21 protein-coding genes are annotated in these 25,429 nt (G+C 37.8%); 2 read left to right on the plus strand and 19 right to left on the minus strand.

The window, feature by feature from the left end; all coding sequences use genetic code 11:
- Nucleotides 1–269: 269 nt before the first annotated feature.
- From GXK58_RS12150 to GXK58_RS12225, 16 genes are all read right to left on the minus strand, one after another.
- Entirely contained in the window at nt 270–1,517 is a 1,248-nt protein-coding gene (locus tag GXK58_RS12150; protein ID WP_160723131.1) for an L-lactate MFS transporter, read from the minus strand.
- Nucleotides 1,518–1,654: 137 nt separating this feature from the next.
- The gene (locus GXK58_RS12155; protein WP_160723133.1) at nt 1,655–2,425 is read right to left on the minus strand and encodes a LytR/AlgR family response regulator transcription factor; all 771 of its coding nucleotides are present in this window, start codon (nt 2,423–2,425) and stop codon (nt 1,655–1,657) included.
- Nucleotides 2,422–4,083, minus strand: a complete 1,662-nt coding sequence (locus GXK58_RS12160; protein ID WP_160723135.1) for a sensor histidine kinase — start codon at nt 4,081–4,083, stop codon at nt 2,422–2,424. The genes GXK58_RS12155 and GXK58_RS12160 overlap by 4 nt, the downstream gene beginning before the upstream one ends.
- 125 nt (nt 4,084–4,208) lie before the next feature.
- Nucleotides 4,209–5,426, minus strand: a complete 1,218-nt coding sequence (locus tag GXK58_RS12165; RefSeq protein WP_160723137.1) for a YecA family protein — start codon at nt 5,424–5,426, stop codon at nt 4,209–4,211.
- A 500-nt stretch (nt 5,427–5,926) separates the two neighbouring features.
- Entirely contained in the window at nt 5,927–6,292 is a 366-nt protein-coding gene (locus GXK58_RS12170; protein WP_237389644.1) for an MmcQ/YjbR family DNA-binding protein, read from the minus strand.
- Between the two features lie 23 nt (nt 6,293–6,315).
- The gene (locus GXK58_RS12175) at nt 6,316–6,711 is read right to left on the minus strand and encodes a VOC family protein (protein ID WP_160723141.1); all 396 of its coding nucleotides are present in this window, start codon (nt 6,709–6,711) and stop codon (nt 6,316–6,318) included.
- Between the two features lie 363 nt (nt 6,712–7,074).
- Nucleotides 7,075–7,899, minus strand: a complete 825-nt coding sequence (locus GXK58_RS12180) for a phosphoenolpyruvate hydrolase family protein (RefSeq protein WP_160723143.1) — start codon at nt 7,897–7,899, stop codon at nt 7,075–7,077.
- Nucleotides 7,896–9,128, minus strand: coding sequence for a Tm-1-like ATP-binding domain-containing protein (locus GXK58_RS12185; protein WP_160723145.1), 1,233 nt, complete (start codon nt 9,126–9,128; stop codon nt 7,896–7,898). Before GXK58_RS12185 ends, GXK58_RS12180 begins: the two co-directional genes overlap by 4 nt.
- Nucleotides 9,129–9,202: 74 nt before the next feature.
- On the minus strand, nt 9,203–9,559 hold the full coding sequence (locus GXK58_RS12190; protein ID WP_160723147.1) for a cupin domain-containing protein: 357 nt from the start codon (nt 9,557–9,559) through the stop codon (nt 9,203–9,205).
- A gap of 108 nt (nt 9,560–9,667) precedes the next feature.
- Nucleotides 9,668–11,185 (minus strand): extracellular solute-binding protein, encoded by a 1,518-nt coding sequence (locus GXK58_RS12195; RefSeq protein ID WP_160723149.1) that lies wholly within the window; start codon nt 11,183–11,185, stop codon nt 9,668–9,670.
- 30 nt (nt 11,186–11,215) lie between these two features.
- On the minus strand, nt 11,216–12,097 hold the full coding sequence (locus GXK58_RS12200; protein ID WP_160723151.1) for a carbohydrate ABC transporter permease: 882 nt from the start codon (nt 12,095–12,097) through the stop codon (nt 11,216–11,218).
- Nucleotides 12,098–12,113: 16 nt separating this feature from the next.
- Nucleotides 12,114–13,076: an ABC transporter permease gene (locus GXK58_RS12205; protein WP_442862470.1), complete on the minus strand. Its 963-nt coding sequence runs from the start codon at nt 13,074–13,076 to the stop codon at nt 12,114–12,116.
- Nucleotides 13,077–13,192: 116 nt separating this feature from the next.
- Nucleotides 13,193–13,960, minus strand: coding sequence for a sugar phosphate isomerase/epimerase family protein (locus GXK58_RS12210; RefSeq protein ID WP_160723155.1), 768 nt, complete (start codon nt 13,958–13,960; stop codon nt 13,193–13,195).
- Nucleotides 13,957–14,955 carry a Gfo/Idh/MocA family protein gene (locus GXK58_RS12215; protein ID WP_160723157.1) on the minus strand — a complete coding sequence of 333 codons (999 nt, stop codon included), beginning with the start codon at nt 14,953–14,955 and terminating at the stop codon, nt 13,957–13,959. Before GXK58_RS12215 ends, GXK58_RS12210 begins: the two co-directional genes overlap by 4 nt.
- A 321-nt stretch (nt 14,956–15,276) precedes the next feature.
- Nucleotides 15,277–15,825 (minus strand): helix-turn-helix domain-containing protein, encoded by a 549-nt coding sequence (locus GXK58_RS12220; protein WP_160723159.1) that lies wholly within the window; start codon nt 15,823–15,825, stop codon nt 15,277–15,279.
- 90 nt (nt 15,826–15,915) lie between these two features.
- Nucleotides 15,916–16,689 (minus strand): sulfite exporter TauE/SafE family protein, encoded by a 774-nt coding sequence (locus GXK58_RS12225; RefSeq protein WP_237389645.1) that lies wholly within the window; start codon nt 16,687–16,689, stop codon nt 15,916–15,918.
- Nucleotides 16,690–17,177: 488 nt separating this feature from the next.
- Here GXK58_RS12225 and GXK58_RS12230 point away from each other — a divergent pair, with 488 nt between their 5' ends.
- Complete coding sequence (locus GXK58_RS12230) at nt 17,178–21,152, plus strand: endo-1,4-beta-xylanase (RefSeq protein ID WP_160723161.1); 3,975 nt, start codon at nt 17,178–17,180, stop codon at nt 21,150–21,152.
- Between the two features lie 95 nt (nt 21,153–21,247).
- Here the strand turns inward: GXK58_RS12230 and GXK58_RS12235 are convergent, their stop codons facing one another.
- Together GXK58_RS12235 and GXK58_RS12240 are read right to left on the minus strand one after the other, a co-directional pair.
- A complete protein-coding gene (locus tag GXK58_RS12235) occupies nt 21,248–21,922 on the minus strand; it encodes a uracil-DNA glycosylase (protein WP_160723163.1) in 675 nt (224 codons plus the stop codon).
- A 181-nt stretch (nt 21,923–22,103) separates the two neighbouring features.
- Nucleotides 22,104–22,685 (minus strand): hypothetical protein, encoded by a 582-nt coding sequence (locus GXK58_RS12240; protein WP_160723165.1) that lies wholly within the window; start codon nt 22,683–22,685, stop codon nt 22,104–22,106.
- Nucleotides 22,686–22,963: 278 nt separating this feature from the next.
- Here GXK58_RS12240 and GXK58_RS12245 point away from each other — a divergent pair, with 278 nt between their 5' ends.
- Nucleotides 22,964–24,199: an endo-1,4-beta-xylanase gene (locus tag GXK58_RS12245; RefSeq protein ID WP_202171346.1), complete on the plus strand. Its 1,236-nt coding sequence runs from the start codon at nt 22,964–22,966 to the stop codon at nt 24,197–24,199.
- 741 nt (nt 24,200–24,940) lie between these two features.
- Here GXK58_RS12245 and GXK58_RS12250 read toward each other — a convergent pair.
- On the minus strand, nt 24,941–25,144 hold the full coding sequence (locus tag GXK58_RS12250) for a cold-shock protein (RefSeq protein WP_160723167.1): 204 nt from the start codon (nt 25,142–25,144) through the stop codon (nt 24,941–24,943).
- Nucleotides 25,145–25,429 lie beyond the last annotated feature (285 nt).

The following is a 25,429-nucleotide window of genomic DNA, read 5'->3' on the forward strand; positions in this document are numbered from 1 at the left end:
ATGCAACATAGAACACGACTTTTCTGACTGAATAATATTGCTATCCTATTCTATTATAATAATTCATTTACTAAAATATCTAGTATTATCTGATAATTATAAACTATTTAAAGCTTGAAAAAAAGTATAAAGTCCTTCCAAGAGATTTAGATATAACTTGATATAATATTATTACCCATAAAATAAAGGTTTCAAAGAATAATTTATATAAAAAAAAGGCAAGTTACCCTGCCTTTGCTTTGTTTTAACTTATTTGATTGAACCAGCTATTAACTAGCTCTTGTATCCGGTGACAAGCTGCGGATTTTCCCAGAATTCCTTTTATCCTTCATCTTCGGCTTTCCATTGCCCGGTACCTTAATCATCATAGCAATGATGACAGAAACAATGCTTAAGACGGCAATCAACTTAAAGGTTGGGATAAATCCTCCTAAAGAAGAAGCAATAAATGATCCTGAAATCGCGCCTATTCCGAAGCCTTGATAGATAATTCCGTAGTTTTTACTTTGATTTTTCAAGCCAAAGAAATCAGCTACGATGGCCGGAAACACCGTAATATTACCGCCAAAACAAAACGCAATTGCGGCCACACTAGCAAAAAACAGTGCATAGTTCAATTGAACAAAACTTAAAACAGTAACGGCTGCTGCGGTCACCAGCAATGCGCCTGATACCACTCGTAAACGGCCCACTTTATCTGATAAAGCACCGAGAATGATTCGGCCGCTTGTATTAAAGATGGCGACTAAGGCCACTGCGTTACTTGCTGTTGCAATATCAAGCCCCGCCATTTTAACGCCGATGTCTTTCACAATTCCGATCAAAAACAATCCGCTCATGCAGGTTGTAAAGAAGATGACAAATAAGAGATACGCTTCCTTTGTTTTCAGCATTTCTTTAACCGTATAATCTTTTTGAATGCTGCCGTTTTGCATACTGTTCTGTTGAGCTATTTTTGCTTCACGTACTAAGAAAGATCCTCCGACAACCATGATCATTACAATTAATCCCCAATAGAAGAATGCTTGGGTTACTCCTACTGATTGAATGAATGAACCGTTAATAAACTTGAAGATCAAACTACCCGTACCGTATGCCCCAACAGATATACCAGAAATAAGCCCTTTTCTTTCCGGAAACCATTTAATTAAATTAGATAAAGAAGTGATATAGGCAGTACCATCTGCTGCACCGACGATGACACCTGCTAAAATATAAAGCATCGACAAGGATGATACTTGGGAACTAACCATTAATCCAACACCGAGCACGATGCCGGCGAATGTAAGTAATCGGCGAATTCCCCATTTATCTTGCAGCTTTCCGGCAACCAAAGTGGATAATGCCAAGGCTAAGCTAGTAATTGAAAAAGTAAAAGCAACAGAATTTAAGTTCCAGCCAAAGCGGTCTACTAAAGGCTGGTTGAAAAGACTCCAGGTATAAATAGTTCCTAGCCCCATTTGTACGATAATTGTTCCTACCACAATCAACCAACGGCGGTCTGTGCTTGTTTTCATCAGAATCCCTCTTTTCTTCCTTTAAAAAAATCATGTTTTATATTATTTGATATCGTTTACATGATTGATAATACCACTGAAAAAAAGAGAGAAACCGTTTTCGGAATGAAATGCCTATAATCCGGAATGAATGGAGGTTATAGATTCATTATTTGCCGGAAGTCTTTCACCTTGCTTCTACTTACCGGAATCTCTATGGCGAGATCTTTTAGACGCAATTGGTAGGTTTGGTTAAACCAAGGAACAATTTCACGTATCTTTGTTATGTTAACGGTATAGGAACGGTGGCAGCGAAAGAACATGTCTTCCGGCAGCAGGGCATGAAATTCCGAGATGCTCATCTGCATGGTATATTCGTCATTACGTGTATAAACTAATGTTACCTTTTCGCTTGCTTCTGCATAATAAATGTCGTTTACATCCGTAACAATGATTTTATCGTTCTTTTTTAAATTGATTCGGGTTGAAGTTTTTGCATAGGTCTCAACTTCGTGTGCTTCTCCATTCCGCCTTCTGTCCGGCTTTGTTTCTTCCGCCGCATGGTCACGTTTAAACGCAGCCTCAAGCCTGCTTAACATGGCTGCAAGCCGCTTTTCATCGTATGGCTTTAGAACATAATCAAATGCTTCAAGTTCAAATGCCTGCGCGGCATGTTCTTTGTAGGCGGTAGTAAATACTATATACGGTCTTTTTGTGAATTTACTGATTGTACTTGCCAACAGCATCCCATCAAGTGACGGGATATTGATATCTAAAAAAATGACATCTGTTTCCTGTTCTTGCACAAATTTTAACACCTCTAAGCCATCATCAAAGGTATTCGTCACTTCAATTTCACTATAAGCCTCAATTAAATACTCCAGTTCCTGACGAGCTGGTAATTCATCCTCTACAATAATTGCTTTCATACAGACTCCTTTTCTATATCAAAAAAAACTTCTGTTCCCGGGTTCAGCAGGCGTATAACCAGTCCATGTCCATAAATAAGTTTTACACGCTGGTGAACATTAGCTAAACCAATTTTGTTGGCCGGTACAGTATCAGACTGTAAATTGTTGATGACTTCTTCAGTAATTCCCGCCCCTGTATCCTTAACGCTGACCCTTATTTTATCCAAGAAATCCTTGACTTCAATGGTTACCACTCCAGGCCCCTTTTTCTTCAAAATGCCATGGATGATGGCATTCTCCACTAAAGGCTGGATAAGAAGGCTTGGTATATTTACATTCACTTCATCAATATCATATTCCACCGTGAGACGGTTACCGAACCTAGCTTTTTCAATTTCCACATAATCGCGGACCTGCTCTAATTCTCTATGAATGTCGATCAATTCATCACTTACTTCTAAATTGTAGCGCATATATCCTGAAAGATTGATGATCAACTCGCGGGCCTTGTCAGGATTCCTGCGAGTGGTAGAGGCAATGGCATTGAGGGCGTTAAACAAAAAGTGAGGATTAATCTTTGTTTGAAGTGCCTTCAACTCTGCCTTATTCGCTGCTACCTTTATTTGTTCAATCCGAGAAACTTCCATAAGGGTTGAAATAATTTGAGAGAGCCCAATCGCCATCGTCTGCAGTGAATGAGTCATCTTATATGCTTTACGATAGTAGATTTTTAATGTTCCCGTCACCTCTCCATGTTCCTCAAAAGGAACAATCAACAGTGAGTGGATTTGCGGCGTATGGTGATCGGCTATTTGATTTCGTATAATGAACTTCCCCGTTCGAATCGCTTCTTTCGTCAAATCACTAATGATTTCTTGTCCAATCTTATACCGTTCTTCCCCAAAACCAACATAGGCAAGCACATTATGGATATCCGTAATGGCAACGGCATCTGCCTTGATATCGTTTTTTATGATGCTGCAGATTTTCCTTAATGAATCCGCATTAATCGAGCGGAAATAAGGAAGCGTCTTATTCGCGATATCCAAAGCCAGCTTGGCCTGTCTTGCAGCAATGGTTTCCTTTTCCCCCTCCACACTCATCACCAATAAGACGATCAGGCCAATATTAACCTCTCCTGCGATCATTGGAAATGCTATCTTCGACACGATATCCAAGCCTAGTGAAAATGGGTTTGCCATGGCAAGAATCAACAGCATCGTCAAAACTTCACAAAACATCCCGGCAGCAATTCCATAAATCCAACGTAAGGATCTTTTTACTTTTCGGTTGATGTAACCCGAAACAATCCCGGCAAGTATACTTGTGATTAGACATGGGACCGAAGTGATTCCTCCAATATCAATCAAATAGCGGTGTACGCCTGAAACGACTCCTGAAATAATCCCTACCCAAGGTCCGAACAGAATCCCCCCCGACACAACCGCGATAATCCTGATGTTAACCAGTGAACCTTCGACATGGATCCCCGAATAGGTACCAAATATAGCAAACAAACAAAACATGAGTGTAATCACAAGCCGCTCGGTAAGAGAATGACGATCTTTTTGCAGGGATTCCTTAAACCTTGGAATCCTGATCATAAAAAACAGACAAATTAACAAAAGCGCCGCTCGTTCAAATAAATGGATCAGCATTTCTAAAGATGTATTCATCGGAAAATCCTTTCCTATTTCGTATCAATCTTTTAATAATAATCATTCCTGTCCTGTTCGTGCAAGGCGTTCCACAGGAAAAGTCTGCCCCTTAAAAGAGGCAGACTGAATCATTCAACAATAAATTATCTTCCACAGCACTTTTTAAATTTTTTGTTACTGCCGCAAGGACATGGATCATTTCTGCCAATTTTCTTTTTTGTTGTGAAATCGATAATATTGTCTTTATTTTTTGGTAAGACTTGTGTAAATTGCTGCTTGTGTGCGGATAGCTCTTTCGGTGTATATCCTTTAAGCACCCATTGTTTCGTATGATTCATAAGGTTTACGAGCATATCCATGGTATCCCGCAGGCTTTCCAAAGTCGGAAGTTCGATTCTGCTTTGAAGAAATTTTACAATCTCATTTGGACCCTCACCAATGTTAGTTGCGTAGACACATTCGCTAACAATATCATCAGCTTCTTGTTTTGTCATTTCATAGTTTTGCGTTAAAAAATGAACAAATTGAAGATAGCTGTCGTTCCGTTCAATATAGTCCACTTCACCTGCTCTAAGAATTTGTTCTTTGGAGTATGGGAAAAATTCCACGTCTTTTCTCATTTTGTGTTCAAGAATCACTTTTTCTGGATCAAACACTCTTATATTAGAAAATCCTGTTTTGTCCATCCTAATTTGTTCATAGTAAGAAACAGCTTGCTCGATTACTGATAGATAGTCGGATAATTGGACGGGTCCGTTCGTGTACTTTTCTAGCAAACTTTGTAACTCAACTATAGTGAGAGTTCCATAATAGTAGAGTAATCCTTGTGTAAGCTTAATCCATTCGGTATTTCGACGGCAAATGGCGATTAATGGCTTGTGGTTCTCCTGCAAAAACTGATTTTGGACGATTTCCTCTGGAAGGGCGATGATTCTTTTTCCATCAAAAGTTCCGGTATATAGGATGCCTATGTCGCGAAAGTAGTTTAATTGATTCGCAGTCAATTTTGGCTCTTCCATATACCCGCCATTACGAATGATTCTTTTGATCAAGTTGTATTGCTCTTGGTCCATATACATGCATTGCTTTTCAAGAGCAAATGGGATTTTACTACTTAATAATTCGATTAAGTCTCCTTTTTTTAATTGACTTGCGCCTTTTATGTCTAAACGTCTTCTAATGATACTTAAATCGTCTTTTGAAAGCCTCGCAAGAGCATCCTTTATGGTTATAGGAACAGAAATTTCACTCCAAATTTTCAATTCACGTTTCGCTTGAGCTTTCTGAGTCATTTCTTTCATTCCTTCTAAAGCGCCAAGTAATTTATCATAAGTCTCTTTGTCTATGTTGCTATTATTCAAGATGATCACCTTCTAAAAAATTTGTTTCTTTTCTTATGTAAAGACATAGGATTGCTTTTCAAAGTATTTATTATAGCAGAATATAACTCTTATTTCTAAACAGATTTATCCAAGTCTATTATTGTATACTTGAATAACTATATCATCACAGCGCCTTTGCAAATATAAGGGTTCCGTTTTGAGGTGTCTTTTCCTTAATCGAGTGACCAGCAAAAGTAAATTAAGCCGAGAATTTCCGGTTAGATGCAGAATGGAGCTCGTTTTTTGGGATATAAGGGGAGGTTTTCCGATTATGCAAAGCAAAATCTCTAATTATCGAAATTTTCGGGCCAATAGGCGGAATCTCTCCGTCTATTTAAGCCCTTTTTAACAATAAATACTAATTAAGAGAAATTTTTCCGTCTTTTTATAACCCTGATCCCCCAACCGATAAGTGCGGACCCTCTTGATTCTATCTGCGGGAATCGGCAGCTTTTCTAAGTCTCATTTTCTTTCACCCATTAAACGAACTCCCGAAATTTCTTAACCAAACGCTTCGGCGCCGCGCGTAAATAGGCTTCTTGAATGAGATCACTCAATTCTTCCCAGTCTTCCTCAGCCGGATTCTTGATAGAGACCCAGCCATGATGACCTATATAGGGAGTTTTATAAAAATGCTCCTTTTGCAGCAGAAGTTCTTGCGTTTCCCGGTCGGACTTGAATGATAAGTTAAATCCTTTCTCACTTTCACCTGAGATGACGAATGATTTCCCATTGATTTTAAAAGTATTGTGCCCAAACCCGTCAATGACTTCGATGGCTTCGGGCAATGAAAGGCAGATATTCCGCAATTTCTCTAACGTTCGTTCAGTGTCTTGTGAGTTCATGTTGTATTCACCTATCATATACTCTATTTTGCATTCGCATCCGGTTGATGGATGCCGAATATGTTGCCTTCAGTATCCACATAGTAACCTTGCCAAGCCATACCTGGCAGTGCATATTTTGGCAATGCCACCTTGCCGCCATTTTCAATGATTTTAGCTTCTGTTACATCGTAATCTTCCACACCCATTGTACAAGCATATCCATTTAAAGCTTGGTTTGGCGCCGGCGGAGCACTTTGGCGCTGCATTAGAGCACCATTAATCCCAAGTTCATCTTCACTGCCTGTTACTGCTCCAAAGTAAGGCATTCCCGCATATTCAGTCCAGTCTTGAAAGGACCATCCGAATACCTCTCCATAAAACTTCTTGGCACGTTCCATATCATCTACATGTATTTCGAAATGAACTAATCTTCCCATTTATAACCCTCCTCAAAAAATAAACTACGCTATACTTTTTCTATGACTTATATGATTTATCCTCCCCATCATCTCCACTTTTATGGTTTTCAAAACCGGCCCTTTTCCAAAGGATCAAGATAATTTTATTTTAATAAAATTTCCATACAATATTTTTAATATTATTATTAGTGATCTCAGTTGTAGGAAAAATCTTGCTACTGTGTTGTCATACTGCTTATCTCAAAAAGTAAAAACAGCCACCTGATTGGAGACTGTTTCTATATGAATAAAAAATAAGTTATTTGGTTAACATAATAATATTATGATTATTATGTGTATTTCCTTATCGAAATAATACTCCTACTTAAAAACTCTTATAAACTATAAAACATTCTTAAACTTTTTAACTTGCTCAGTAATGGCAATTTCCGTTGGCAGCCGCTCCATGCTGGAAGCTCCAAAAAAGCCTGCAACTCCATTGGTTTTACTTAAAACATAGGCTGCATCTTCCGGTTCAGAGATAGGTCCGCCGTGACATAATACAATTATTTCTGGATTAACAGATTTGGCTGCATCATGTATTTTCTGAACAAGATCCACTGATTGGTCAAGCGTTAAGGCTGTTTTTGCGCCAATACTGCCCTTAGTGGTCAGCCCAACATGTGCTACTAGCACATCAGCTCCAGCTTCCGCCATTTTCATTGCATCTTCTTCATTAAAAACATAGGGAGTCGTAAGTAATCCAAGTTTATGAGCTTTTCTAATCATCTCCACTTCGAGATCATACCCCATGCCAGTTTCTTCAAGATTTTGTCTGAAAACCCCATCACAGAGCCCAACCGTAGGAAAATTTTGTACCCCAGAAAAGCCCATACGTTTTAAATCTTCCAAGAAAACATCCATTATCCTAAAAGGATCTGTTCCGCATACTCCAGCTAACACTGGTGCATTTTCTACAATTGGCAGAACTTCTCTTCCCATATCTACTACAATTTGATTGGCATCCCCATAAGGCATTAATCCGGCTAACGAACCTCTGCCTGACATACGGTATCTGCCAGAATTATAAATAATAATTAAATCTACTCCGCCCATTTCAGCACATTTAGCTGATAATCCTGTACCCGCTCCTGCACCAACCACAGCTATATTTTCTTTAATATTTGTCCTCAGCCTTTGTAAGATTTCTTCTCTAGCTATACTCATTTAATAGAGATCTCCTCTCTTAATATACTTAATAATTGCTCCGCAATAAGTGCAGATACAGAAGGATCATTTATGTCCTTATCACTCTCAAAAAATGGAATATCACATCGCAAATTTTCTTTCAAAGACTTATATAGGGCTTTCCTTTCCTCTACCCCTTCAAACACTTGAGAGACCTGATCAATGAGCGAAACTCCTCCTTTTGGAAAAATAACAACAGTCGGTGACTTGGCTTGATTCAGCTTTTTCGCTATGATTTCTCCCAATTGACGATTCTCTTCTATTGTTGTCCTCATTAAGGTTGTCGTTGGATTGTGCTGATAAAACTTGCGATTATTAAACCTTTCTGGAACAGTATCTGGTGGTCCGAAATTCACCATGTCCAAAGCTCCAACCGATACAACCTGTGGTACTCCAGATCTGCCTGCCGCTTCCAATCTTGAAGGGCCAGCAGTGAAAATGCCACCTACCAATTCGTCCGCTAATTCAGTAGTCGTAATGTCAGCAATTGCCTTAATAAAACCTGCATCAACTAACTCTTCCATAGCGAGACCACCTGTTCCAGTTGCGTGAAATACTAATATATCGAATCCTTTTTCTTCAAGGATTTCCCGAACTCTTGTTACACATGGTGTTGTTACCCCAAACATGGTCATTCCAATCGTTGTTTTTTCTTCTACTTGTTCAAACTCACTAGAAATCCCCTTAACCATTCCTGCCATTGCATAGGCAGCGTTACTCAAGATACGGCGTGATAGTTTGTTTAGCCCAGCAATATCAATCACTGAATACATCATTGATACATCCTTCACACCCACATATGGCCTTGTATTACCGGATGCAACTGTTGAAAGAAGTAATTTAGGGATTCCAATAGGCACGACCTTCATGGCAGTGGCCCCAACAGTAGTACCTGCTGTACCTCCCATTCCAAAAATGCCGCCAACAATCCCTTGTTCCAGTAATTTTTCTACCGCTTTGGCAGCTCCTTCAGCCATTACAGTTACTGAATTCCCTCTATCTTTTTCTTTTCTAAGGATTTCTAACGTTGTTCCCGCTAACTGTGCGACTTCAGAACTTGGAATATCTGGATTAAAAGCAGGTTTATCAAGGACACCCACGTCAACAACCAGAGTCTCGATGCCCAATTTTTCTAAAGCATCCTTTACATACTGGAATTCAATCCCCTTTGTGTCCAATGAACCAACAAGAACCACTTTCTTCGTCAAAAGTACTACACCCCTTTTACTCAAATGAAATTGTGCAGTATAAACATCTCAAAGTGAATATTTAGTTCTAATTGTTATTCCCCAATGGTTTGACGGTCAGGTGCAGAATAAGCAATAATCATACGGCACGGCTCCCAACTTGTTACCACTGCATTATGCGATACTCCCCGTGGAATTCTCAACATCATACCGGGTGAAAGATGGTGAACCTCATCCCCTAATGTATGGTCACATTCACCTGAAAGTACAAAAATATACTCTTCACAATTGGGATGTATATGTCTCGGGTTTGACTCACCAGCATTAATAAAAACCATGCCAAAAGTCATTTCACAATCCGAATCTATCTCTTGGCCGCATAACCATTGAATCTTTCCCCACTCCATATCTAGAACATGTTTTTTTTCTTTTAAATCAGTAATTGTCGCCATTTTCTCATCTCCTTATAATTTTAAAGATTTGGCATGACCATTTATCGAAAATCCTGGCATCAGAATCATCTCGTTTTTACAAATGGATCATGCCCTCCTGATAGTTAACTATTTTAAAGAAGCCTCACGATCCTTGTATGCTTGATTCATTTCCTTGATAATTTTTTGGTACGTAGCATCTTTCTTAAGCTGGGCAACCAGTTTATCCCATGCCTCAATTGGCTCTTTCCCCATAATAACTTTAATTTTTAAATCATTGATTTTTTTATCATAATCAGCACCCATAGTTAATTGTGTTTGGGAAACCAATCCGATAGATGGATCTGGTTCACTTATAGGTTCTTTTTCATCAATAATCTTTTTATTCCGATCAAATATTTCCTTTGGCATCCCCGGTGCATAGGCATACATATAGGGATCAAATTTCATAAACATTTTTCCAAATGCCCCAACACCTACACTATCTTTTACAGCTTGTTCTGTAGTTACCTTAAATCCATCTTCTTCGTTAAAATGCACACCCTTTATACCATAAAGAGTTAACGTACCACCTTCTTCGGATGCGCCGTAATCGATAAGTGATAAGATCTTTTTCATCTTCGCTTCAGGGACTGATTTAGGGATGGCAATACTGCCAATATATCCTCTATACTGTTCGGCATATGGTTCTTTCCCCGGTGCGCTAATGGCAACAAGCGGCTCCCAGTTAACCGTGTTATCCTTTTTCCACTGGTCGTAGGTCCAACGCCATGTTGCTTCAATCGTTTCGGCCGTAATACCAGCCCTGTTACCAGTGGCAAGATCCCAGAATTGCGATTCCTGCATCACTGCATAATCAGGTGGAATTAAGCCCTCATTATATAATTTGTTTTTATACAATAAAGCATCTCGAATATCAGAGCCCAGTGTTACATCAACGAGTTTCCCGTTTTCTTCTTTCCATTTTCCTCTTGCACCCGTAAATACAGACTCAAGCCAATAATCCGCACGCATAGTGTACCCATATGTGGTATCTTGGCCGCCTGGTTTCTTCTCCTTAAAAGCCTTCATGACTTCATATAATTCATCAGTGGTTTTAGGAATCTCAAGCCCTAGCTTATCGAGCCAATCTTTCCTGATAGACGGGGTAACAAAGCCATCCAAAGGTCTGGCAACTGGAACGACAAAGTTTTTCCCATCAATTGTTGTATTTTTCCAAATGACCTCGGGATATTGTTTTAAGTTCTTTTTATCCTTCAGATAAGGGGTTAAATCCCAAAAGGCACCTTGTTTTACCAGCTTTTGAAAAACCGGATTTACGACATCATCAATTTTAATAAGATCGGGTAGATCACCTGAGCTTAAGACAACATTTAATCTGTCTAAATAATCTGGACCTGCCACCCAAGTAATATCTAAGTCTGTATTTGTTTTCTTTTCTAACTCTTTTAACACAGGATTATCCTTTGAAGGTGGTTGTGCAATTGTAAAATCAGACATAATCGAAATTTTAACCGGTCCTTTTTGACCAGCTGAACTTTCCTCTGTATTGGAACATCCGGCTAACACCGAGCTAAATAATACCCCTGTGACCAATATGGAGGTAAACCATTTTCTTTTTGAAACCCCTGTATTTCTACTCATCATATACTGCCCCCCTCATTTACAATAATTGGATTACTCTTTAATGGAACCTAACATTACACCCTTTGAAAAATGTTTTTGTAAAAATGGATAGACTAATAGAATTGGCAGTGTAGAAAGGACCACTGCTGCCATTTTTATTGTTTGTGTAGGAATCTGCTGGTCTGAGACCATTTCAACCGCCGCTGCACCGCCCGTTGATGTATCTGAATCAATCAACATATTTCTCAACACAACCTGCAGAGGTACTTTGTCAAAGTCATTTATATAAAGTATTGCGTTAAAGAAAGTATTCCAGTAAGCAACAGCATAAAATAATCCAAATGCAACCATTGCTGGCAGCGATAACGGCAGAACAATTCGAAAAAATATCCCCAAATCGTTACAACCGTCCATTTTAGCTGCTTCTTCTAATTCAATTGGAATGCTATCAAAAAAGCTTTTCATCAAAATAACGTACCATCCGCTAGTAAGGACTGGAAGAATTAATGACCATACACTATTAATTAAACCTAGATCCCTTACCAAAATGTATTGTGGAATAATTCCAGGATGAAATAAAATGGTAAATAGAATTAACATTAACATGATCTTTCTCCCTCTTAATCGTTTACGAGAGATAGAAAATGCCATTCCGGCTGTTACCACAAGGCTTAAGGCTGTTCCTACAGTCGCTAAAAAAGTACTTACACCAAGAGATTTAATAAAAGCTGAGGTGTTGAGCAAATATTTATAAGCCGCAAGTGTCCATTCAGTTGGAAACAATATAAATCCATTCTTTTCAACAAACTCTTGGGGTGTAGCAAATGAAACGACAAAAACATAGTAAAGAGGGAATAAAGTTACAAGCCCAATTATGGTTAGTACAGTATAGTTAAAAAAATTAAATAAGCGATCCCCAGAACTTTCTCTCATCTCTTCCCCCTCATTCTTAATAGATTCCTTCTTCCCCGAAACGCTCTGCTAACCAGTTAGCAAACACTACTAGTACTAACCCGATTACTGATTTAAACAAGCCCACTGCTGTGGTATAGCTAAATTGGCCGCTTTGGATACCGTTCCGATATACATATGTTTCAAATACATCAGCTACATTAGAGACGGCACCGTTTGCCATTAAAAATACCTGTTCAAAACCCACATCCATAATGCTTCCAAGTCGCAATATAAACAGAACAATAATGACATTTTTTATCCCTGGTAAGGTAATGTGCCAGATTTGTCTGAGTTTGCTCGCACCATCTATTTTGGCTGCTTCATATAATTGAGGATTTACTCCTGCAACAGCTGCGAGGAAAATGATTGTCCCCCAGCCCGTTTCTTTCCAAATATTTTGCCCTACTAACAGATACCAAAATGTTCCTTCGTTGGTCAGGAAGTCAAAGCTTTTCAATCCGATTTTCTCAAGTAAGAGATTGATGATACCAGTAGACTCAGCTAGTAATAAGAATGAGATTCCTGCAATGATGACCCAAGAAAGAAAATGAGGCAAATATACAATTGATTGAATAGACCGTTTAAATACTTTCGATCGTATTTCATTTAGCAATATTGCTAGGAGGATTGGTATCGGGAAAAAGAAAACTAGATTTAATAAGCTAATCATCATCGTATTACGAAAAAGGATAAGAAAATCCGGGTTAGTAAAAAATCTTTCAAAATGAGCTAAACCCACCCATTCACTATCTAAGATTCCAAGATAGGGCGAATATTCTTGAAATGAAATTATAATCCCCCACATCGGAATAAATTTAAAAATGATAAAAAACAATATACCAGGGAGCATTAATAGATAAAGGAATTTATCACGTTTTAAATCCGCGTAAAACTTTGATCTTTTCTTCTTTTTTTCAATCACTTGTGAAGAAGAAGTTACTGTAGACACGGTTTCCAATTCGAAACACAACCTTTCTATAATCCTTACAGATTGGTTCCAAGATAAAATCATAGCTGCTATCTCTATTAAAACGATTTCATTTTAATGGTGATAACAGCTATTTTAAAAATTTACTAATCGGTTGTTTTGACCAGTAAACCCTGTTTAATAAAGGAATAACAATCCTTCATTCCACCTATGACACTGCTTCCACTTTCCTCGTCAGCAGATATCCATCCACTATACTTAATATCGTCAATTGCTTTAAAAACTGGTGAAAAATCGATATCTCCTTTTCCAAGGACTCTCCAATCTCCATCAGCAAAATCCTTCAGATGGAAGTTATCAATCACTCCTCCAAAACTTTGAATGACTTCTGATATATTCGTAATACCTGATTTTACAAGATGGGCAGTATCAACGGTTAACCCAACCGTTTTATTTTTAGCTTTTTCAAAAAATACATCAAAATCATCTCTATACATAACTGGGTTATTATAGTGGTGATGAAGGGATAGCTTTACACCAAACTGTTCTGCTTCTTTTCCCAGTTCGGAGAACAAATCTGCGAACTTGCGTATATCATCCACTCCAACCTGATCTCTTGGAATTAAATGACAAAAGATAATCAGATCCGTTCCCGCTTTTTCTGCAAATTTAAAAACCCGTCGCAGCTGTTCTTTATTCTTGTCATCAAGAATTCCTGCAGTAATTAACCCGGAAGCTAGTCCAGGGGATGTATCCCAATCTGCTAGAAATCTTTCTGGTTTATCTAAATACTGTGCATACTGCCCAATCTTTAATTGGAGACCATCGTAACCAATGGAACGATAGTTCTGAAAAAGAGAAGCTTGTTCTTCAATGGTTTCTGTTGGTCTTGAAAAAGCCAATTTTTCCGTCATACTAATACCCCTTGCTTAAAGGTGACGATTCTTTTTTCATTTGCAGCTCTATAGGCAGCATCAAGTAATGCAACCGTTTTCAAATTATCGATAGAACTATTTGGAGCTTCCTGTCCTGTTTCTATTGAAGTTAGTAACTGATTGATCCCCCCGAACGTAGCTTCTTCTCTTGAAATATGATTCTCCCAAGTTTGAACCGGCTCTCTTTCACCATTTCGGTACAGTTTTACAGAAGTATGATTTGCGACTAAGGTTCCTGTTTCACCAATTAGAGTCATTTCATTTTTCCGGTATGTACTGGAAAAACTTTGAACATAGGTTACAATGGTGCCATTTTCAAAGGCTACTAAAACAGTGGAATCAGTTTCACCTTTACAATCTATCGCAGATGAGGAACGGGTTAAGCAGGCAACTGATGCTGGATTAGAACCAAGAACTAACCTAAAACCGTCAAACCAGTGAATCCCCATAACGGACATAGCATGTCGTTCGCAATTTAACCGCCAGCCTTGGTCCTGCCTGAAAAACATCTCATTAAAGATGATTTGTGTAACATTTCCAACTGTCCCCCGACCAACTATTTCCTTCATTAATTCAAACGGATAATGACGTCTAAAGTTTTGGTTTACAGAAATAGGGACTTTATGCTCTTTAGCCTTTTCCGTTATTTCGATTGCTTCTTGAATAGAATCCGAAAAAGGTTTTTCAACAAAAATTGGAAATCCCGCTTCTATTAGCGGAAATAGAATATCTTTTCTGATTGAAGTTGGAGTACAAACAACAGCTACATCAACATTACTAAATTGAATAAAATCTTCTAAGCTAGTAAACCTGTTAGGTATTCCAAATTTGTCTGCTCTCTCTTTTAAAATGGCAGGATTTGAGTCACAAATTGCAGTTACTTTCACACGATCACTCTTACCTTTGTACCCTTCTAAATGCAATTCTGTTACTCCACCAGCACCAATAAGACCTATATTAAAACATTTACCCATACAAGCTCACCCCTTATTCCTATTAAAAGCTATTGAACCTTGTTCAACTGTTTTTATTTTAATTCAACTAAGTTTCCGAGTCAATATTATTTTTTTACTTTTTCAAAACTTTAGATTCTTTAAAAAATTCACTCATTTCCCACGATATCCTTCTTTAATACAAATTTTTTATTTTTAAATAGATAGTGATAAACAGTAAACAAAATCTTTTTTTCAGGGGTGATCAAGCAATGGACTTTAACACTCAATAGAATCTAGAAATATTTTTTATATATAACAATGAAAAAAACAACTATTTTAAAATAGTTGTTTTCAATAGTTCTATTCATCGGCTTTGGATTGGGTAAAAACGGCTAAGTATCTTACTTCATCCGTTAACGGTTCCAATCTATGCTCTTCAAGTGAATCAAAATAAATACTGTCCCCGGTGCTAAGTGTATATTGATTATTACCGACTATATATTTCATTACACCATCAAGTACATAAATAAACTCTTCACCTGTATGGGATAATGGTTTTTTATCTGTTTCACCTTTTTTAGCTACAAACAAATACGGCTGCATTAATTTATTTTGTCGTTCAACAGCAAAAGCAAAAAAAGAATAACCTTTTTCAGTTTTAACTAATTGATCCATGCTTGTTTCTTTAGTGGTAAAAATAGTGCCCGACTCATCATGATCATCCAACAATGCTGAAACTTTGGTTCCTAATGTTTCCGCAATCTTTACAAGTGTTGCTATTGGAGGAACCGTCTTTCCATTTTCTATTTTAGATAGCAAACTTTTGGAAAATCCACATGCATCTGCAATATCAGATAAATTTCGATTTTGTTCTTTACGCAGTTTTCGAATCTTTTGTCCCAAATCCATCCACAATCACACCTAATTTTAATTTTATTCAACTATGTTTAGTTTATTTCAACTAGATAATTTAGTCAAAGGATTTCTTATATTAAGATATTAAAAGGGAAATAAATTCTGCAAGATTAATTTAATGGCTCCTATCATACCTAAAATTAATATTATCCTCTGAAAAATGTGTTGAGAAATATACTTTACTATTTTAATTCCAATATAAGCGCCAATAAAAATAAAAGGAGTAATCCAAAGATTGATTTGAAAGGAATGTACAGTAATCATTCCTAATCCAATGTAAAAAGGAACTTTTATTATATTTACAACTAAATAAAACCAAGCTCCTGTCCCAATAAACTCGGTTTTTGGAAGGTCTTTAGCTATTAAGTATATTGACATAATCACGCCTGATACATTTCCAATCATGGTAGCAAAACCAGCCAATATTCCTATAAAATAGGTGAACCAAGTTGAATCGAATAAATGATCATTAACCTTAGAATGGATAAAGTCCTTGCAAATTTGCAGAACCAATAAAACAAAAATTAATAAACCAAGTAAGAGAGTCAGCTGTTCACTATTGACTTTCCACAATACAAAAAAGCCGATTAAGAGCCCTGCAAAAACCCAAGGTATTAGTGAAAATAAGTGTTTCCAAACGACACTACGGCGATAATAAATTACAGCGAATAAATCACCAATAATTAACATCGGAAGCATCATACCTACTGTTTCTTTTGCAGGAAAAACCTGAACCAAAAGAGTGAGATTAAAAATTCCCAAAGTAGCAATTGCTGTCTTGGCTACACCTATTAAACATCCTACAATGATAGAAATGATCCATTCAATTGGACTAAAAGAGGGAAAAATATTTTCCACCCGCCTTTCATTTTTCAGGAATGATTGAAATTAATTTATTTATTAAGAAGAACAAGAAGCCAGACTAAACCAATCCCACTAATCAACATTCTCTCTTTTTTATTTCCTAATAACTTTTGCAGCCAATTTAAACAAATCAAGCTCCACTTTCTTTAATTTATGGATTTCAACATAGTTGAATAATATGAAACTTATGAATTTAAAGTTTATTATATAGATAAATTACTAAAAATAGAAGTGTTTTATTTAAAGATTGTTAGAATCACTACCTTCAAAACCTGGATTAAATAACTATTTCAAAGGACATTATTCCACTTTATATGATGAAAGATATTTAATTTTCTAAAGAATATCTTTAGTTTTTACGGGTTAATTGTTATTAGTAACAGGCTAAAATAGAAGGATAATAGAATGAGAGGAGGATAGTTAGAGTTTCTTTGTAAGCGCTTTATATACCGTATATTAAATTTTATGGGGGAATGCAGTAAATGAGGAGTAAGATAAAAAGATTGGTTTCATTACTTCTGGTAGCCTTTTTGGTCATCCCGTCAGGCTGGTTTACGCATGTTGCAAAAGCGGCAACTGCAGATATTCCAGTTATTCTTTATCATCGAATTATGGATAATCCCAACAACCAATGGACTGATACTAGCACAGATACGTTTAAACAGATGATGAAGTATCTTGATGACAATGGTTATACCACTTTGTCTTCGGAACAATATGTGAACATCTTGGAAGGAAAAGAAACGGCTCCTGCAAAACCGATTCTATTAACCTTTGATGATGGAACTCCTGAATTTATAACCAACGCCCTTCCGACATTGGAGCAATATAACATGAAGACTGTCTTGTTTATTGTGAGCGACTGGATCGGCGGCGGTTACAGCATGTCACTAGCACAGCTTCAAGATCTTGCCAAGAACCCGTCTTTGAGTCTGGAGAACCATACAAAAACTCACGACGGTGCTATTTGGGGAACTGATGGCGGTACTAGAAGTTCTATAACGAAAGAACAAGCTGAGGATCAAATCAAATCAGCAAATACTTACCTTAAAAGTATTACAGGCAAAGACCCTGTTCTCATGGCATATCCTTATGGCAGCTATAATGATGCTGTAATACAGGTAAACAAAGAAAATGGGATTAAGTATGCATTTAAGGTTGGATACCCTAATGGGGCCGACAATTATACCATGGGTCGTTACTATGTAACCAATCAGACCCTGGCTCAGTTTGCACAAATGATTGGCGGACCGGCTCCGACTACTGGAGACCAGACTTCAACGCAAACGGTATATCATGAAACCTTTGCTGGGGGAGTAGGTGTTGCTACAAAAGCGGGCAACCCGCAAGTAGAAGCAGTTTCCGGAAAAGTGTTTGATGGCAATGATGATGGAAAAGCTATCTATGTAAGTGGCAGAACGAACAACTGGGATAGCGTGGATATTCCATTCAGCAAGGTCGGGATGGAAAACGGAAAAAAATATACGATTACAGTCAAAGGTTATGTTGACGGTAGTGTAAGTGTTCCATCAGGTGCACAAGCTCTCCTTCAGAATGTGGACAGCTATAATGGCTTGTATTTAGCTGCAGATTATCAGGCTGGCCAAGCTTTTACTTTAACAGGGGATTACACTGTTGATACAAGTAAAGATAGAGCACTACGCATTCAGTCAAACGATCCAGGAAAAACCGTTCCGTTCTACATCGGAGATATTCTGATAACAGAACAGGTAACTTCTGGCGGCGGCACTGATCCTGTAGACCAAAGACCACCTTCGCAAGCCTTTAACACAATTACTTTTGAGGATCAAACAACAGGAGGTTTCGAAGGCAGAGCTGGTACTGAGACTTTAACTGTAACCAATGAAGCAAACCATACTTCTGGCGGTTCATATGCCCTTAAAGTTGATGGCAGAACACAGGCTTGGAATGGTCCATCTTTACGTGTTGAAAAATATGTTGACCTTGGAAAAGAATATAAGATTTCTGCTTGGGTCAAGCTGATTTCACCTGATAGCACACAGCTTCAGCTTTCCACACAGGTAGGAAATGGCGGAAGCGCAAGCTATAACAATCTTCAAGGTAAAACAATCAACAAGGCAGACGGCTGGGTTAAGCTAGAAGGCACATACCGTTATACCAATGCAGGCGATGAATTTTTATCTATTTATGTAGAAAGTTCAAATAACGCTACTGCATCCTTCTATATTGACGATATCACCTTTGAAGCTACTGGTACAGGCCCGATTGAAATCCAAGATTTAACTCCAATAAAAGATGTTTACAAAGATGATTTCTTAATCGGAAACGCAGTATCAATGGGAGATCTGGACGGTGTCAGACTTCAACTTCTCAAAAAGCATCATAATGTGGTTACAGCAGAAAACGCTATGAAACCCGACCAAGCGTATGATGCGAATCGTCAATTTGACTTTACCGATGAGGATGCGCTAGTCAAAAAAATTAAGGATGAAGGTCTAAAATTACATGGACATGTCCTTGTTTGGCATCAGCAGACTCCAACATGGTTGTTTGCAGATGATAATGGTAATCCTTTAAGCAGAGAAGTAGCACTTGCAAACTTAAGAAACCACGTAAAAACAGTCGTAGAGCATTACGGCAACAATGTAATTTCTTGGGATGTCGTCAATGAAGCGATAAACGATGGCCTATCCAACCCTTCAGATTGGAAAGCATCACTTCGTCAATCCGGCTGGTACAAGGCAGTTGGGCCAGACTTCGTGGAACAGGCCTACCTCGCAGCTAGAGAAGTATTGGATGAAAAAGGCTTAAACGTGAAGCTATATTACAACGATTACAACGACGATAATCAAAATAAAGCAGAAGCCATTTACCAAATGGTAAAAGAAATCAATGAAAGATATGCAAGCACACACAATGGAAAACTTCTCATTGACGGCATCGGTATGCAGGCACACTACAATAAAAACACCAACCCAGAAAATGTAAGATTGTCTTTGGAGAAGTTTATTTCCCTAGGTGTAGAAGTAAGTGTGACCGAGCTTGACATTCAAGCTGGAACCAACAATGTACTGACTACAGAGGAAGCAAGAACGCAAGGTTATTTATACGCACAGTTATTTAAAATCTACAAAGAACATGCAGATCATATCTCTCGTGTTACATTCTGGGGACTGAATGACGCAACAAGCTGGAGAGCGGCCACTAGTCCATTAGTATTTGATAAAGACCTGCAAGCAAAACCTGCTTACTATGGAGTAATTAATCCTGATAACTTTATTGAAGAAAATCAGCCTGAACAAAGAGAAGCTAGACAAGGAAATGGTATGTACGGTACACCTGTTATTGACGGATCAATTGATGCTGCGTGGACCAATGCACCGGAACTTCCAGTCAACAGTTATCAAATGGCTTGGCAAGGAGCAAATGGCGTTTCCAAAGTCCTTTGGGATAACGAAAACCTTTATGTACTGACTCAGGTAAGCGACTCGCAGCTTGATAAGTCCAGCCCAAATCCATGGGAACAGGATTCAGTTGAAGTCTTCGTTGACGAAAACAATGGAAAGACATCATCCTATGAAAATGGCGATGGACAATATCGCGTAAACTTTGCCAATGAGGCATCTTTCAACCCTGTTAGCATCGCTGATGGTTTCGAATCAGCAACCCATGTATCTGGTAATAGCTACGTTGTTGAAATAAAGATTCCGTTAAAGACAATTGCGCCAGGAAATAACACTAAGATCGGTTTTGACGTACAAATTAACGATGGTAAAGAAGGCGCTCGTCAAAGTGCGGCTACATGGAACGACACAACTGGTAATGGATATCAAGATACATCGGTGTTCGGAGTTCTGACGCTTGTTAAGCCTGCTGACACTACTGCCCCTGTTACCACTGATAACGCACCAACTGATTGGGTGAATAAAGACGTTAAGGTTGATTTAACAGCAACGGATAATGGTTCTGGTGTTAAAGCAACTCATTTCAAAGTGGATAACGGTGCTGAACAAACTGGAAAATCTATCACAATTTCTGATGAAGGTGTTCACACCATCACTTATTGGAGTGAAGACAACGCTGGAAACGTCGAGGCAAAACACACAGCCACAGTCAAAATTGACAAGACCGCACCATCGTTAACTATCACTCTAGACAAAACGAAAATTTTGACACCAAATCACAAAATGGTACCAGTTACGGCAACAATTACTTCATCTGATGCCGCATCAGGAATGGACTCAGTTGCGTTAACTTCCATTACTAGCAATGAGAAGCTTCAATCTGATGATATTCAGAAAGCTAATTTCAATAAACCTATTACAGGTTCTACTACTTCCTTTGACCTTCGTGCAGACAGATTAGGAAGCGGTAATGGACGAGTATACACGATTACCTTTACGGCAACAGATAAAGTTGGCAATAAGACAACTAAAACCGTTACCGTCACAGTTCCACACGATCAATCAAAATAAGATTTGCATCAAAAAATACCCTGAATCTGAAACATTCAGGGTATTTTTCTGATCTTCTAAATATATGACTTAACCTAGTACTTGCCCTCTTATTTTTATATGTTAGAGATAGTCCAATCAATCTCCTCCTGCCCCATTTCTCGTAAGAAGTCATTAGTTCGAGAAAAAGGTTTACTGCCAAAGAAACCACTGTTAGCAGAAAACGGACTAGGATGCGGCGATTTTATAATAAAGTGCCTTGTCGAAGTAATTAACTGCTGCTTTTGTTGAGCGAATTTCCCCCATAAGATAAAAACGACCGGTGTCTCCCGTTCATTTAAGATTTCGATGATTCGATCCGTAAACTTTTCCCAACCCAACCCTTTATGCGAGTTGGGTTTCCCCGCCTGTACGGTCAGCACCGCATTAAGGAGCAGTATCCCCTGCTTCGTCCATTCCGTCAGCGATCCATGATTGGGTATCTCACAGCCGATATCACTATGTAATTCTTTATATATATTTTTCAATGACGGAGGAACAGTTACCCCTGGCTTGACCGAGAAACTAAGTCCCTGAGCCTGTCCCGCTCCATGGTATGGATCCTGTCCGATTATCACCACTTTCGTATCCTTAAAGGAAGTAAAATGGAGTGCATTGAATATATCCTGTATTTCAGGATAAATCACTTTGTTTTGGTATTCCTCCTTTAATATCTCACGCAGCTTAATATAATAGTCCTTTGCAAATTCTTCTGCTAGTAAAGGAGCCCAATCATTTTTTAAGATTTTCATTACTTTAAACACCCGTTTCATAATTAAGTCGTCTTCTAATTATAAATACCACTACATGAGGTTATCAATCTCCAAAAATATTTCCTTATTAGTAATCTTTGAAATTTAATATTTCCTGATAAACGAGCAAAACCACCCGACAGGATGGTTTTGAATGTAGTTGTTTAAATGATTAGAATCACTATGCAAAAAACGTTTTAACTTTTTTCGTGCCTTTAACTAAATAGGCGATGGATTTAATATAGATAGGATATCCTTGAGTGTTTTGAATTGCATCTTCAACATCTATTAAAGCAGGAACAAATCTTTTCTTGCCAAACACAGTTTCCTCACCTATTTTTTCGATTCGAAATTTAAACTTTTCGGTTAATTTGTCATAATGGTTTTTCTCCAAGTAGCTCAAATAAAAGCGTACCTGTTTATTTTTGGCATGCATAGCGGCAAGTTTAAGCAAATCTAATAAGACAGTCTTTGAGGCAAACTCTCTTTTCACTCCCATTTTTCGAACCTGGTAAGAATGCTTTAGATTTTGCATAATACGCGTTTCATTTGATATATCCACTAGGTCATTCATTTCCAAGAGATTCCCAACACATGGAACAAACTCGATGGTTCCAATTCCGTTCCCGGCTTTGTCTTTTAAGATAAATGCTTCGGAGTTTTCTTCAAGCTCTGTTACTTGGTACTTCCTCTCGTTAGCGATTTGATTCCATAGATTCATAAACTCTGCCTTTTTTTCATTGTTGTCTACAAGTACATTCATCGTGTCTCATCCCCACTAACCTTCTAACTTTGACTATTCTATTGTGTAATATTTGCCCAATTTTGGCAATAAAAAAATAAGTTTTTTCGTAGAAAGAAACGGTCTGGGTTTTCTACAAGATTTATAAATATAATAAGAAAAAATTAATAAAAAACTTCTAAAAAATCATTATAGTTAGTTGTATGGATAAACAAAGTTTGATAAAATTTAGAATAGTGGCACGAAAGCGTTTTCTTGTTATTAAGCTGTGCTAACATGCATGAAATGGGGGCAATAAAATGGCAAAAATGGAAGAATTGAAACACCGTGTGGCGAGCAAGACGATCAAACTTGTGGATGGATCAGGAAATCCTATTGCAGGAAAAGAAATTGCATTAAAACAGACTAACCATAAGTTCCTATTTGGCTGCGGCATTTTCGATGCAATTGACGTAGCAAACAAAAATGTTTCAGCTGAAAGACTTGCTTTTCAGGAAAGAAAACTGGATCAGTTCCTAGATGTATTTAATGCTGCAACACTTCCTTTCTATTGGGGAACATTCGAGCCTGAAAAAGGAAAACCGAAGACAAAAGAATTAAAAGCGGCTGCACAGTGGTTAAAAGACCGAAACATAACAGTCAAAGGCCACCCCCTCAGCTGGCACACGGTAACTGCTCCATGGCTGTTGGAAATGAGCAATGAGGAAATCCTAGCAGCACAGTTTGCTAGAATTGAACGGGAAGTTTCTGACTTCAAGGGACTAATCGATATTTGGGATGTCATCAATGAAGTCGTGATCATGCCTATCTTTGACAAGTATGATAATGGTATTACAAGAATATCTAAGGACCTTGGCCGTGTGGGAATCATTAAAGAAATGTTTGCTAAAACACGTGAATTCAATCCTGGTGCAACACTATTATTAAATGACTTTAATACATCTATTAACTATGAAATCTTAATTGATGGCTGTTTAAATGCAGGCATTTCCATTGATGCGATTGGAATACAGTCACATCAGCATCAGGGGTATTGGGGACATGAGAAGTTAGAAGAAGTACTAGACCGTTTCTCTCACTTTGGCCTTCCCATTCACTTTACAGAAAACACATTACCATCTGGCCACATCATGCCAGCTGAAATTGAAGACCTGAATGATTACCAAATTCCAGAATGGCCATCTACACCTGAATTTGAAGAACGTCAGGCAAAAGAAGTAGAAGAAATGTACTCCATTCTGTTCAAACACCCTCTAGTAGAAGCAATTACAGCCTGGTCTTTCAGCGATGATGGTGCATGGCTGGGTGCTCCTGCCGGATTTATCAGAAAAGATAATAGCCCAAAACCATCCTTTAAAGCAGTAAAGAAACTGATCAAAGAAGACTGGAATACAAATGTGACGAGTAAGACAGATGACAACGGAATCGTTACATTTGAAGGATTCCTTGGTGATTATGAACTTGTTTGTGGAGATAAAACAGTAAGTTTCAAATTAGATAAAGATGCTGAAGAAGCACAACTAGTAGCGATTTAAATTTTTTTCAACATTTGAAGTTCGTGATTCTATGAATAACTAGTATCATAAATAAGTTGTGTTATATGTTTTAAAAAGAGCGCAAAATAATTCCTAAAAGGAAAGTTATTTTGCGCTCTAGCTATATTAACTGGTAATTGCCTCTGTCTAAACCTATCCCATAAAGCAAACGCCTTTTTCAGACAGTTTCTAAATTGAGACTGACTTCGGATGGTTTTGGTTATTAAATTTGGGAGTCGACCTGAGGCAGACTGCCTTCCTACGAAGAATACTCCTATTAAACCAATGAGAACACCGATAAAGATATCAATTTATAGCGTTGACATTTCGTTGTCTAAATTAGGCGTTTCAGCACAAGTTTTTGGAGATAAATAATCGACCTTCGTCAGTTCCTCCGTCCTTAAAAGCACAGAAAATAGCTAGTTTTTTTGTTTCATTAAAAGCTTCATTGGGGTCATTTGTATTAGTTTCTGTGAAAAAGATTCTAATAAGCGAGTCTTCGGGGGATATTCGTATTAAACTGAGGGAGTTTAAGTATAAAACTTCACAATTTTAGCCACTTTCAACAATAGCACAATAAAAATGTAATTAGGAGAATTCGTCATTATGTGATACACTGTGTTTACCATTTGATTTACTTGTTTACATGTGCCCTACTCATTCGTGAGTGGGGCTCCTTGTTTTTAAACCGAATAATAATAAAAAAGCAGACTCTATTAAGAGTCTGCTTTTTTATTATTATTATGAAGCTTTACGCACGTTAGCTGCTTGAGCTCCACGTTGACCTTGCTCAACGTCAAAAGTAACTGCTTGACCTTCGTCTAAAGATTTGAAACCTTCGCCTTGGATCGCTGAGAAATGAACGAAAACGTCTTCTCCACCTTCACGTTCGATGAATCCGAAACCTTTTTCTGCGTTAAACCATTTTACTTTACCTTGTTCCATTTTGTTTCCTCCTGCTGTGTGCTTTACACACACAATGTGTTACTATCCTTGCACTCAGTGATCATCAAGACGCATAGTCAATCTTATATTATCCTTTACACCGAACAAAAATAATTCTTCTAAAGTTTAACATTTTTGAAAAGTATTTGCAAGTACATTATCTTTTATTTTCTTTTAATATCGGTAGCTTAATAGTTGTATCCGTCAGCACTTTTTAGTATGAGGTTTATTTTGTTAGCTTTAAATATTTTTTCTAACGCCGATTAATCCTTAAGCTATATTGTT

Source organism: Bacillus sp. USDA818B3_A (genome assembly GCF_009928415.1).
GTDB lineage: Bacteria > Bacillota > Bacilli > Bacillales > Cytobacillaceae > Neobacillus.

Bases quoted from the DNA above. Each gene is read 5' to 3' on its own strand.
- GXK58_RS12150 (WP_160723131.1), bottom strand. From the start codon at position 1,517: ATGAAAACAAGCACAGACCGCCGTTGGTTGATTGTGGTAGGAACAATT.
- GXK58_RS12155 (WP_160723133.1), bottom strand. From the start codon at position 2,425: ATGAAAGCAATTATTGTAGAGGATGAATTACCAGCTCGTCAGGAACTG.
- GXK58_RS12160 (WP_160723135.1), bottom strand. From the start codon at position 4,083: ATGAATACATCTTTAGAAATGCTGATCCATTTATTTGAACGAGCGGCG.
- GXK58_RS12170 (WP_237389644.1), bottom strand. From the start codon at position 6,292: ATGAACTCACAAGACACTGAACGAACGTTAGAGAAATTGCGGAATATC.
- GXK58_RS12175 (WP_160723141.1), bottom strand. From the start codon at position 6,711: ATGGGAAGATTAGTTCATTTCGAAATACATGTAGATGATATGGAACGT.
- GXK58_RS12180 (WP_160723143.1), bottom strand. From the start codon at position 7,899: ATGAGTATAGCTAGAGAAGAAATCTTACAAAGGCTGAGGACAAATATT.
- GXK58_RS12190 (WP_160723147.1), bottom strand. From the start codon at position 9,559: ATGGCGACAATTACTGATTTAAAAGAAAAAAAACATGTTCTAGATATG.
- GXK58_RS12195 (WP_160723149.1), bottom strand. From the start codon at position 11,185: ATGATGAGTAGAAATACAGGGGTTTCAAAAAGAAAATGGTTTACCTCC.
- GXK58_RS12200 (WP_160723151.1), bottom strand. From the start codon at position 12,097: ATGAGAGAAAGTTCTGGGGATCGCTTATTTAATTTTTTTAACTATACT.
- GXK58_RS12210 (WP_160723155.1), bottom strand. From the start codon at position 13,960: ATGACGGAAAAATTGGCTTTTTCAAGACCAACAGAAACCATTGAAGAA.
- GXK58_RS12215 (WP_160723157.1), bottom strand. From the start codon at position 14,955: ATGGGTAAATGTTTTAATATAGGTCTTATTGGTGCTGGTGGAGTAACA.
- GXK58_RS12220 (WP_160723159.1), bottom strand. From the start codon at position 15,825: ATGGATTTGGGACAAAAGATTCGAAAACTGCGTAAAGAACAAAATCGA.
- GXK58_RS12230 (WP_160723161.1), top strand. From the start codon at position 17,178: ATGAGGAGTAAGATAAAAAGATTGGTTTCATTACTTCTGGTAGCCTTT.
- GXK58_RS12235 (WP_160723163.1), bottom strand. From the start codon at position 21,922: ATGAAAATCTTAAAAAATGATTGGGCTCCTTTACTAGCAGAAGAATTT.
- GXK58_RS12240 (WP_160723165.1), bottom strand. From the start codon at position 22,685: ATGAATGTACTTGTAGACAACAATGAAAAAAAGGCAGAGTTTATGAAT.
- GXK58_RS12245 (WP_202171346.1), top strand. From the start codon at position 22,964: ATGGCAAAAATGGAAGAATTGAAACACCGTGTGGCGAGCAAGACGATC.
- GXK58_RS12250 (WP_160723167.1), bottom strand. From the start codon at position 25,144: ATGGAACAAGGTAAAGTAAAATGGTTTAACGCAGAAAAAGGTTTCGGA.